Here is a 12100-nt window from a genome sequence, read left to right as displayed (position 1 = left end):
GATCGGAAGATTTATGCTCGACGGGGTACTAGAGCCTGACACGCCGCGGAACGTCCAGCAGAAAGCACGGTCCATTGAACTTCTGGTCGATCTACCAGCACGGCTTCGCGCGGGTGGCCGCGTGCACGGGCCACACCGTCGTCGCCGACCCGCGGGCCAACGCGGAGGCCGCCCTGCGGCAGGCGCGGCGGTGCGCCGAGGAGGGGGTGGCGGTCGCCGTCTTCCCCGAGCTGGGGCTGACCGGCTACTCCATCGAGGACCTGCTGCTCCAGGACGTGGTGCTCGACGACGTGGAGCGGGCGCTGGACACGGTGGTCGCGGGGTCGGCGGACCTGCTGACGGTGCTGGTGGTGGGCGCCCCGCTGCGCCACCGCCACCGGGTCTACAACTGCGCGGTCGTCGTGCACCGGGGCCGGGTCCTCGGGGTGGCGCCGAAGTCGTACCCGCCGAACTACCGCGAGTTCTACGAGAAGCGGCAGATCGCGTCCGGTGACGACGAGCGCGGCGGCACCATCCGGATCGGCGGCGAGGAGGTCCCGTTCGGCGTGGACCTGCTCTTCGAGGCGCGGGACGTGCCGGGTCTGGTGCTGCACGCGGAGATCTGCGAGGACATGTGGGTGCCGGTGCCGCCGAGCGCGGAGGCGGCGCTGGCGGGTGCGACGGTGCTCGCGAACCTGTCGGGCAGCCCGATCACGGTGGGCCGGGCCGAGGACCGCCGGCTGCTGTGCCGTTCGGCGTCGTCGCGCTGCCTCGCGGCGTACGTCTACTCGGCGGCCGGGCTGGGCGAGTCGACGACGGACCTGTCCTGGGACGGGCAGACGATGATCTACGAGAACGGCGTGCTCCTCGCGGAGACCGACCGTTTCTCCGCCGACGACCAGTTCGCGGTGGCCGACGTCGACCTGGACCTGCTGCGCCAGGAGCGCCTGCGGATGGGCACGTTCGACGACAACCGGCGCACCCACGCCGGGCGCACCGGCGACTTCCGGCGGATCGCGTTCCTGCTGGACCCGCCGGCCGGCGACCTGGGTCTGCGGCGCCGGGTGGAGCGCTTCCCGTTCGTGCCGGCGGACGCCGACCGCCTCGCCCTGGACTGCTACGAGGCGTACAACATCCAGGTCGCGGGGCTCCAGCAGCGGCTGGCCGCGATCGGGGACCCGAAGGTCGTCATCGGGGTGTCCGGCGGTCTGGACTCCACGCACGCGCTGATCGTCGCGGCCCGCGCGATGGACCGGGCGGGCCGGCCGCGCAGCGACATCCTGGCGTTCACGCTGCCGGGCTTCGCGACCAGCGACCACACCAAGGACAACGCCCACAAGCTGATGAACTCGCTGGGCGTCACCGCGGCCGAGCTGGACATCACGCCGACGGCGCGGCTGATGCTCCAGGAGATGGGCCACCCGTTCGCGTCCGGCGAGCCGGTGTACGACGTCACCTTCGAGAACGTGCAGGCCGGTCTGCGCACCGACTACCTGTTCCGGCTGGCGAACCAGCGCGGCGGGATCGTGCTGGGCACGGGCGACCTGTCGGAGCTGGCGCTCGGCTGGTCGACGTACGGCGTCGGCGACCAGATGAGCCACTACAACGTCAACGGCGGGGTGCCGAAGACGCTGATCCAGCACCTGATCCGCTGGGTCGTCACCTCCGGGCAGTTCGACGAGGAGACCGCCCGCACGCTGACCGCGATCCTGGACACCGAGATCAGCCCGGAGCTGGTGCCGGGCGAGGAGATGCAGTCGACGGAGTCGAAGATCGGGCCGTACGCGCTGCACGACTTCACGCTGTTCCACGTGCTGCGCTACGGCTTCCGGCCGTCGAAGATCGCCTTCCTGGCCTGGCACGCCTGGCACGACGTGGCGGCCGGCGCCTGGCCCCCCGGCTTCCCGGAGGCCAAGCGGGTGGCGTACGACCTGGCGGAGATCCGGCGCTGGCTGGAGGTCTTCTGCCGTCGCTTCTTCGCATTCGCACAGTTCAAGCGCTCGGCGATGCCGAACGGCCCCAAGGTGTCGGCCGGTGGCTCGCTCTCCCCGCGCGGCGACTGGCGGGCGCCCTCCGACGGCAACGCGGCGGCGTGGCTGCGCGATCTGGAGCGCATCGACGTCTGAGGCGACCGCGAGGCGTCCTGGGCGTCGTAGGCGTCCGGTCCGTTTATCGAACGTGAACTCCCGGACAACGAACGATTTCCGGCCAACTTCCTGACGCGCCCCTGACAGAAACCGCAATCACCTGCCACTCTTCCCTCGGCCGCGACACAGCAACCCCACAGCACCGCCGCACGGCGGTGGCCGCGGCCGAGCTCCGCACGCACGTCGTTCTGCGTACCACCCCGATCTGCCCGGACGGCCCACCCGCCGGCCGGTCTCCCCTGGTCGCATGATCCGCGGCCGCGCAGAAGGAGTCAGTGTTGAGAGACAGGTCCTCCCACAGACGCACCCCCCACACCCCCCGCCGCCGGGCCGCCGCCGTGGCCCTCGTCGGCGTCGCCGCGCTCGTCGCGGCAGCCGTCCAGTCGGGTGCCGCGACCGCGGCCCCGCCCCGGGCCCCGCAGGCCGCCGGCCAGGTGCTCCCGGGCGCCGAGTCGGTCAAGCTCACCCCCGCCCAGCGCGCCGAACTCATACGCGAGGCCAACGCCACCAAGGCGGACACCGCGAAGGACCTGGGCCTCGGCGCCAAGGAGAAGCTGGTCGTCCGTGACGTCGTCAAGGACGGCGACGGCACGGTCCACACCCGCTACGAGCGCACCTACGACGGCCTGCCCGTCCTCGGCGGCGACCTGGTCGTGGAGACCTCGAAGTCCGGCGCCACGAAGGACGTCGTGAAGGCGACCCGCGCCGCGATCAAGCCGGCCACGACGACCGCCGCCGTCCCCGCCGCGAAGGCCGAGAAGCAGGCGCTGGCCGCGGCGAAGGCCGACGACGCCAGGACCGCGGACGTCGACAAGGCGCCGCGCAAGGTGATCTGGGCCGCGAACGGCAAGCCGACCCTCGCCTACGAGACGGTGGTCGGCGGCCTGCAGGAGGACGGCACCCCGAACGAGCTGCACGTCGTCACCGACGCGGCCACCGGCGAGAAGCTGTACGAGTACCAGGGCATCGAGACCGGCACCGGCAACACGATGTACAGCGGCACGGTGACGCTCGGCACCACGCAGTCCGGGTCGACGTACAACCTGACCGACGGCGCGCGCGGCGGCCACAAGACGTACAACCTCAACCGCGGCACCTCGGGCACCGGCACGCTGTTCTCCGGCTCCGACGACGTGTGGGGCAACGGTTCGGCGTCCAACGCGGAGACCGCGGCGGCCGACGCCCACTACGGCGCCGCGCTGACGTGGGACTACTACAAGAACGTGCACGGCCGCAGCGGCATCCGTGGTGACGGCGTCGGCGCCTACTCCCGCGTCCACTACGGCAACAACTACGTGAACGCGTTCTGGTCCGACAGCTGCTTCTGCATGACGTACGGCGACGGCTCGGGCAACACGCACCCGCTGACCTCGATCGACGTGGCCGGGCACGAGATGACCCACGGCGTCACCTCCAACACCGCGGGTCTCGTCTACAGCGGCGAGTCCGGCGGCCTGAACGAGGCGACCTCCGACATCTTCGGCTCGACCGTCGAGTTCTACGCCAACAACTCCTCCGACGTCGGCGACTACCTCATCGGCGAGGAGATCGACATCAACGGCGACGGCTCGCCGCTGCGGTACATGGACAAGCCGAGCAAGGACGGCGCGTCCAAGGACTCCTGGTACTCGGGCATCGGCTCGGTCGACGTGCACTACTCGTCCGGCCCGGCGAACCACTTCTTCTACCTGCTGAGCGAGGGCAGCGGCACCAAGACCATCAACGGTGTCACCTACAACTCGCCCACCTCGGACGGCCTTCCGGTCACCGGCATCGGCCGCGCCAAGGCGGAGAAGATCTGGTTCCGCGCGCTGACCACGAAGTTCACCTCCAACACCAACTACGCGGCCGCCCGCACCGGCACCCTGGCCGCGACCGGTGAGCTGTACGGCACCACCAGCGCCGAGTACAAGGCGGTCCAGGACGCCTGGGCGGGCGTCAACGTCGGCACGCGCTCCGACGGGGGCGGCGGTGGCGGCACCACCTTCGAGAACACGGCCGACGTCTCCATCCCGGACCGCGGCTCGGCGGTCACCTCGTCGATCACCGTCTCGGGGCGGAGCGGCAACGCGCCCTCCAACCTCCAGGTCGGCGTGAACATCGTCCACACCTACATCGGTGACCTGAAGGTCGACCTCGTCGCACCCGACGGCAGCGTGTACGTCCTCAAGGGCTACGGCACCGGCGGCAGCGCGGACAACATCGACACGACGTACACCGTGAACGCCTCCTCCGAGGCCGCCAACGGTGTCTGGAAACTGCAGGTCCAGGACAACGCGTCGCTCGACACCGGCTACATCAACAGCTGGAAGCTGACCTTCCCGTAGGCCGCACGCACAGCGGTGCATCCCAGTACGGGGCGCCGCCCTGGTGGGTTCAACTCCCGCCGGGGCGGCGCCCGTTCACATATCAGAAACATATGGCCGACGGTCAAATTCAGGTCAACATCATCGCGGGCTCATGACATGTACGCGACTGAGATGCCAGTCTTCCCTCACCGCCGCACAGAACTCCCCGTCCTTCCCCCACCAAGGAGCCCGTGTGACCCCCCTCTACGCGCGTCGCAAGCGCACCACCCTGGCCATATCCACCGCGGTCGCGGCCGGGGCCCTCCTCACCACCGCCCTGACCACCGGGACGTCGTCCGCGGCCCCCGCCGCCGGCAGCGAGGCCACCCCGCTCGCCGTCCCGGTCGCCCTGGCGCCCGCGGCGCGCACCGCCCTGATCCAGGACCAGCAGGCCGAGGCCGCCGGGACCGCCGAGGACCTCGGCCTCGGCGCCCAGGAGAAGCTGGTCGTCAGAGACGTCGTCAAGGACGCCGACGGCTCCGTCCACACCCGCTACGAGCGCACCTACGCCGGGCTCCCCGTCCTCGGCGGCGACCTGGTCGTCCACGAGTCGGCGTCCGGGGCGCGCAAGGGCGTGACCAAGGCGACGAAGGCCGCCATCGAGGTGTCCTCGCTGAAGCCGGCGATCAGTGCCGCCAAGGCCGAGGGCCAGGCCCTGAAGCGGGCCGAGGCGGCCGGCGCCGAGAGGACCGAGGCGGACCGCGCCCCCCGCAAGGTGATCTGGGCGGCCGACGGCAAGCCGACCCTGGCGTACGAGACGGTCGTGGGCGGCCTCCAGGAGGACGGCACGCCGAACGAGCTGCACGTGATCACCGACGCGGCCACCGGCGAGAAGCTATACGAGTTCCAGGGCGTCGAGACCGGCAGCGGCAAGAGCCTGTACGCGGGCACCGTCACCCTCGGCACCACCCAGTCCGGATCGTCGTACCAGCTGTACGACACCACCCGCGGTGGCCACAAGACGTACAACAAGGCGCGCAGCACCAGCTCCTCCACGGGCACCCTGTTCACCGACGCGGACGACGTCTGGGGCACCGGCAGCGCCTCCAGCTCGACCAGCGACCAGACGGCCGCCGTGGACGCCGCCTACGGCGCCCAGGTCACCTGGGACTTCTACAAGAACACCTTCGGCCGCAACGGCATCAAGAACGACGGCAAGGCCGCCTACTCCCGCGTGCACTACGGGAACGCCTACGTCAACGCGTTCTGGTCCGACAGCTGCTTCTGCATGACGTACGGCGACGGCACGGGCAACACCCACCCGCTGACCTCGCTGGACGTGGCCGGACACGAGATGACCCACGGCGTCACCTCCAACACCGCGGGCCTGAACTACTCCGGCGAGTCCGGCGGCCTGAACGAGGCCACCTCGGACATCCTCGGCACGGCGGTGGAGTTCTACGCGGCGAACTCCTCCGACGCCGGCGACTACCTCATCGGCGAGAAGATCGACATCAACGGCGACGGCACGCCGCTGCGCTACATGGACAAGCCCAGCAAGGACGGCGCGTCCGCCGACAACTGGTCGTCGAGCCTGAAGAACCTCGACGTGCACTACTCGTCCGGCCCCGCGAACCACTTCTTCTTCCTCCTCGCGGAGGGCAGCGGCGCCAGGACGGTCAACGGGGTGAGCTACAACTCCCCGACGTCGAACGGCTCGACGGTCACCGGCATCGGCCGCGCCAAGGCCGTGCAGATCTGGTACAAGGCGCTGACGTCGTACATGACGTCGACGACGAACTACGCGGGCGCCCGCACGGCGACGCTGAACGCCGCGTCCGCCCTCTACGGCTCCACCAGCACCGAGTACAAGACGGTGGCCGCCGCCTGGGCGGCGGTCAACGTCAGCTGACCCGGTCCCGGCCGGCGGGCGGCACCCGGGACGACCGCGTCCCCGGGTGCCGCCCTACTCTTGGTTCCCATGTCCTTCACGTACGACGACGTCGGCGCGACCCGGGAGACCGGCTTCTGCCCGACCGGCTTCCACCCCCTCCACGTGCGCACCCGCATAGGCGAGGGCGAGGACGTCTTCCGCAGGGCCGCCGACGCGGTGATGACCTGGGAGATGCACCGCGCGATGGGCGTCGGCGTCGACGCCTCGGCGGACCGCGCGGCCACCGGCGTCGACGTCACGGTCACCCTCGCCGGCGTGATCAAGGCCCCCTGCCGGGTCGTGTGGACGGTGGAGGAGTACCGCAGGACCGGCTGGGCCTACGGCACCCTGACCGGCCACCCCGAGTGCGGCGAGGAGGCCTTCGTCGTGGAGCGCACCGGCGACGGCACCGTCTGGCTGACCGTGAACGCCTTCAGCCGCCCGGCCAAGTGGTACTCCCGCGCGGGCGGCCCGGCGACCCGCGGCCTCCAGCACGCGTACGCACGGCGGTGCGGAGCGGTGCTGCGCAGGCTGAGCGCGCCGGCGTCCGAGTACTGACGCCCGGCCGGAGGACCGGCCGGGCACACGCTCAGCGCAGCAGCACCCCGCCGCCCTCTCCAGTCTCCTGGGAGGGCACCGCCAGCAGGCCGAGTTCGGCGCCCGAGGCGAGGAGGCGGTGGGAGGGGAGGATGCGGACCGTGTAGCCGTAGGGGCCGGTGCGGTCCAGGGACAGCGGGCCCTCGTAGACCCAGCGGCCCTCCGCGTCGGGGCTGCCCACCGGTTTCAGCGGCACCGTCGAGGCGTCCGCGATCCGGTCCTCCCCGTCGACGCGGCCGGAGACGGCCTGCACCTCCACGTCCTCCGGGCCCAGCTCGCCGAGGCCGACCCGGACGCGCAGGCTCAGGGTCGAGCCGAGCTCCGCGGTCGGTTCCCCGGCCGACGTCTCGACGTGGTCGACGGTGACGGCGTGCCAGGCCCCGCGCACCCGGGACTTCCAGCCCGCCAGCTCACGCGCCGCGTCCGGGGTCATCGCGCGGTGCGCGTGCGCGGCCGGGGTGTAGAGGCGGTCCACGTACTCCCGGACCATCCGTCCGGCCAGCACCTTCGGGCCGAGCAGCGTCAGCGTCCGGCGGACCATCTCGATCCAGCGGTCCGGCAGACCGTCCCGTCCACGCTCGTAGAAGCGGGGCGTGATCCTCTGCTCCAGCAGGTCGTACAGCGCCGCGGCCTCTATGTCGTCCCGGCGGTCGGGGTCGGTGCCGGTGCCGTCGGCCGTGGGGATCGACCAGCCGAAGTCGGGCTGGAACCACTCGTCCCACCAGCCGTCCAGGACGGACAGGTTGAGGCAGCCGTTCAGCGCCGCCTTCATGCCGGAGGTGCCGCACGCCTCCAGGGGGCGCAGCGGGTTGTTCAGCCAGATGTCGCAGCCCGGGTAGAGCTTCTTGGCCATCGCCATGCCGTAGTCCGGCAGGAAGACGATGCGGTGCCGCACCCGCGGGTCGTCCGCGAACCGCACCAGCTCCTGGACGAGCCGCTTGCCGCCGTCGTCCGCCGGGTGCGCCTTGCCGGCGACCACGATCTGCACGGGCCGCTCCGGGTGGAGCAGCAGGCTCATCAGCCGGTCGGGGTCCCGCAGCATCAGCGTCAGCCGCTTGTACGAGGGGACCCGGCGGGCGAAGCCGATGGTGAGGACGTCGGGGTCGAGGACCCCGTCGACCCAGCCCAGTTCGGCGGTCCCCGCGCCCCGCTGCCGCCACGAGGCGCGCAGCCGCTCGCGCACCTCCTGCACGAGCTGCTCGCGCAGCACCCGGCGCAGTTCCCAGACGTCCTGGTCGGGGATGCCGGCGACGGCGTCCCAGCGGTCTGAGCCGCCCACGGTGAGCGCGTCCTCCATGCGCCGGGCGCCGATCCGGTCCGCGCCGAGGCGGAACACCTCGGGGGCGACCCAGGTCGGGGCGTGCACCCCGTTGGTGACGGAGGTGATCGGGACCTCGTCGGGGTCGAAGCCCGGCCACAGCCCGGAGAACATCTCGCGGCTGACGTTGCCGTGCAGCAGGGACACCCCGTTGGCCCGCTGGCCCAGGCGCAGGCCCATCACGGCCATGTTGAACAGGTTGGCCTCGCCGCCGGGGTAGGTCTCCATGCCGAGCTGGAGGATGCGGGCCACGTCGAGGCCGGGCAGTTCGGCGTCGGGCCCGAAGTGGCGGGCGACCAGTTCGCGGTCGAAGCGGTCGATGCCGGCCGGGACGGGGGTGTGCGTGGTGAACACCGTGCCCGCCCGGACCGCCTCCAGCGCCGCGTCGAAGTCGAGGTCACCCGCGCACAGTTCGGCGATGCGCTCCAGGCCGAGGAAGCCGGCGTGGCCCTCGTTGGTGTGGAAGACCTCCGGCGCGGGGTGGCCGGTGAGCCGGCAGTACGTCCGCACGGCCCGCACCCCTCCTATGCCGAGGAGCATCTCCTGGAGCAGCCGGTGCTCGCTGCCGCCGCCGTAGAGCCGGTCGGTGACGCCGCGTTCGCCGAGGTCGTTCTCCTCGACGTCGGAGTCGAGCAGCAGCAGCGGGATCCGGCCGACCTGGGCCACCCAGACCCGGGCGTGCAGCGACCGGCCGCCGGGCAGCGCCAGCCGGATCCGGGCGGGGGTGCCGTCGGCCTCCTTGAGCAGGGCGAGCGGCAGCTCGTTGGGGTCGAGCACCGGGTAGTGCTCCTGCTGCCAGCCGTCCCGGGACAGGCTCTGGCGGAAGTAGCCGTGCCGGTACAGCAGGCCGACGCCGATCAGGGGGACGCCGAGGTCGCTGGCCGCCTTCAGATGGTCGCCGGCGAGGATGCCGAGGCCGCCGGAGTACTGCGGCAGGGCGGCCGTGATGCCGAACTCGGGCGAGAAGTACGCGACGGCCGCGGGGAGTCCGGCGGGCTGCCGCTGGTACCAGCGGTCACCGGTGACGTAGTCGTCGAGGTCGCTGGCCGCGGCGGCCAGCCGCTCCAGGAAGGGCTCGTCCGCTGCCAGCTCCGCGAGCCGGGCGGGCGGGACGCTGCCCAGGAGACGTACGGGGTCGTCGCCCGAGGCGGCCCAGCGCCCTGGGTCGACGGAGCGGAAGAGTTCGCGGGTCTGCGCGTGCCAGGACCAGCGCAGGTTGCGCGCCAGGTCGCTGAGGGGCCGCAGGGGTTCGGGGAGGACAGGACGGACGGTGAACCGACGGATCGCCTTCACTTTCCACCTCGGGCAGCACGTGGCAGGGGACACACGGCGGTGTGGGTCCCGTCAACGCCCCCGACGGTATCGGTATGCGGGGCTTCGTCACCACCGTGCGTTTTGCGTAGCCCGGGCGCGTCGTACGACGGGTGTCCGTCCGAAAGTGGACGCAACCTTTATGGATCCGGCCATGGCGGATATGGCCGATTCCACCCCCGTAGGCGTCCTTGTGGGGGCTTCTCGCATCAGGAGAGGGTGACGGGTGGCGCGCCGGCCCACGCCGGGTGCACCGGGTGTCCAGGGCCGCCGTGCGCCGACTCGAGGAGGGGAAGCCACACCATGGCACGGACGCGTACACGGCGTCTGCGCTGGGCGTCCGGCCTGACCGCGGTGACCTGTGTCGCCGCGCTCTCGGCCGTCACCACGCCCGCGCACGCCGCACCGGAGGGGCGGATACGGGGTGCCGGGCTGCCCGGCGCCGTCGGCGGCAGCTACGTGGTGACACTCAGACAGGGGACGCCGGCCCTGTCGGCGGCCGGAAAGAGCCTCGCCGCGCGGTACGGGGTGGAAATCAGCCATACGTACGGCACGGTCCTCAACGGCTGGGCCGTCCGCGCCGACGCGAGACAGGCGAGGCGGCTCGCGGCCGACCCCCGGGTCGCCTCGGTCGCGCAGGACACCCGGGTGACGCTGGAGGACACGCAGAAGAATCCACCGTCCTGGGGACTCGACCGCGTCGATCAGGCCAATCTCCCGCTGGACAAGAGCTACCGGTGGCCGCGGTCCGCGGGGGCCGGAGTGACGGTGTACGTCATCGACACCGGCGTCCGTGTCTCGCACCGGGACTTCGGCGGCCGGGCGGCGTACGGCTGGGACTTCGTGGACGACGACCGGACCGCCGGCGACGGCAACGGCCACGGCACCCACGTCGCCGGCACGATCGCGGGCACCCGGTACGGCATCGCCAAGAAGGCGCAGGTCGTGTCGGTGCGGGTGCTGGACGACTCGGGGGGCGGCAGCACCGCCGACGTCATCGCCGGCATCGACTGGGTGACCCGGCACGCGAAGAGGCCGGCCGTCGCGAACGTCAGTCTGGGCGGGCCCCGCAACAGCCAGCTGGACGCCGCCGTACGCAACTCCGTGGCCTCCGGCGTCACCTACACGGTCGCGGCCGGCAACGCCGGGCGGCCCGCCGCGCTGTACTCCCCCGCCGGGGTGTCCCAGGCGATCACCGTGGGCGCCACCGACCGCACCGACCGGCGCGCGGGGTTCTCCAACCACGGCCCCGCCCTTGACCTGTTCGCCCCGGGCGTGTCGATCACCTCGGCGTCGCACGCGAGCGACACCGCGAAGGCCACCTACTCGGGCACGTCGATGGCGTCGCCGCACGTCGCGGGCGCCGCCGCGCTCTATCTGGCGGGGCACCGCGAGGCGACGCCCGCGCAGGTGTCCAAGGCGCTCGTGGCGCGGGCCGCGTCCGGCAGGATCTCCGGCCGCGGGGCCGGGTCGCCGGACGAACTCCTGCGGGTTCCGCGGCCGTAGCGGACGTGTCGCGGCGGAGTACGGGCACCGGTCCCGATCGTCCGGAACGGGCCGGTCTTGTGCGTAGACATACGCATGAGTAGTTAACAAAGTGCCGGATTGCCCACCCGAATAGGGTGGGAAGGCTCCTCCGGTACACCCCACCCGTGCGCTCCCGGGCGCACACCCCCACGGGGTGCAGCCGACAGCGACACCGTCACACCGCAGGACCCACCTCCCCAGTGCCATCCGCCCACCAACGTTGACGCGGACAGGAGCGGTCATGCCCGCCAAGCACCACCAGTCGTCCTCACCCCCGACGTCCCGCGCCGGGAACCCGGCGTCCCGCGCCGCCGCCCCACCGGTCCGGGGCGCCGCCACCCCCGACCCGGGGCCGCCGGCGCCGCGGCCCGCACCCGCCCGAGCGGCGGACGGGGTCGGGCGCATACCGGTCCTCGACGTCCGTCCCGTCGTGCAGCACGGGCGCCGGCCCGCCAAGGCGGTGACCGGCGAGTCCTTCATGGTCACGGCGACCGTGTTCCGGGAGGGCCATGACGCGGTGGCCGCCAACGTCGTGCTGACCGATCCGGAGGGCCGCCCGGGTCCCTGGACGCCGATGCACGAACTCGCGCCCGGCACCGACCGCTGGGGCGCCACCGTCACCCCGGACGCGCCCGGCCACTGGACCTACCGGGTGGAGGCGTGGGGCGACCCGGTCACCACCTGGCGGCACACCGCCCAGATCAAGATCCCGGCCGGGATCGACACCGACCTGGTGCTGGAAGAGGGCGCGCGCCTGCACGAACGCGCCGCCGCCGGGGTGCCCGACGGCCCCGGACGGGCCGTGGTCCTGCGGGCCGCCGAGGCGCTCCGGGACGAGAGCCGCCCGGCGGCCTGGCGGCTGTCGGCCGCGCTGACCCCCGAGGTCGACGACGTCCTGGCCCGGTATCCGGTGCGGGATCTGGTGACGGCGTCGGAGCCGTTGCCGCTGCTGGTGGAGCGTGAACGGGCCCTGTACGGGGCCTGGTACGAGTTCTTCCCG

The 12100-nt window shown here is 72.2% G+C and carries 7 protein-coding genes; 6 read left to right on the top strand and 1 reads right to left on the bottom strand.

The features are described from left to right. Window positions 1-74 precede the first annotated feature (74 nt). The 4 genes from ADL34_RS12235 (at window position 75) to ADL34_RS12220 (ending at window position 6905) form a co-directional block, all read left to right on the top strand. Complete coding sequence (locus ADL34_RS12235; RefSeq protein WP_062666464.1) at window positions 75-2105, top strand: NAD(+) synthase; 2031 nt, start codon at window positions 75-77, stop codon at window positions 2103-2105. Between the two features lie 299 nt (window positions 2106-2404). Further along, window positions 2405-4453 (top strand): M4 family metallopeptidase, encoded by a 2049-nt coding sequence (locus tag ADL34_RS12230; RefSeq protein WP_062666462.1) that lies wholly within the window; start codon window positions 2405-2407, stop codon window positions 4451-4453. 214 nt (window positions 4454-4667) lie between these two features. After that, window positions 4668-6326, top strand: a complete 1659-nt coding sequence (locus ADL34_RS12225) for a M4 family metallopeptidase (protein WP_062666461.1) — start codon at window positions 4668-4670, stop codon at window positions 6324-6326. 69 nt (window positions 6327-6395) lie between these two features. Next, entirely contained in the window at window positions 6396-6905 is a 510-nt protein-coding gene (locus tag ADL34_RS12220; protein ID WP_062666459.1) for a DUF1990 family protein, read from the top strand. Between the two features lie 31 nt (window positions 6906-6936). On the opposite strand, the gene ADL34_RS12215 is transcribed toward ADL34_RS12220, so the two are convergent. Next, entirely contained in the window at window positions 6937-9555 is a 2619-nt protein-coding gene (locus ADL34_RS12215; protein WP_062666457.1) for a glycosyltransferase family 1 protein, read from the bottom strand. A gap of 321 nt (window positions 9556-9876) precedes the next feature. On the opposite strand from ADL34_RS12215, the gene ADL34_RS12210 reads away from it, so the two are divergent. Both ADL34_RS12210 and ADL34_RS12205 read left to right on the top strand, forming a co-directional pair. Continuing rightward, entirely contained in the window at window positions 9877-11079 is a 1203-nt protein-coding gene (locus ADL34_RS12210) for a S8 family peptidase (protein WP_062666455.1), read from the top strand. A gap of 262 nt (window positions 11080-11341) precedes the next feature. After that, a partial coding sequence (locus ADL34_RS12205; protein ID WP_159038916.1) for a maltotransferase domain-containing protein occupies window positions 11342-12100 on the top strand: 759 nt, incomplete at its 3' end.

Source organism: Streptomyces sp. NRRL WC-3605 (genome assembly GCF_001509795.1).
Classification (GTDB): Bacteria; Actinomycetota; Actinomycetes; order Streptomycetales; family Streptomycetaceae; genus Streptomyces; species Streptomyces viridochromogenes.
This window is presented reverse-complemented; position numbering and strand designations above follow the sequence as displayed.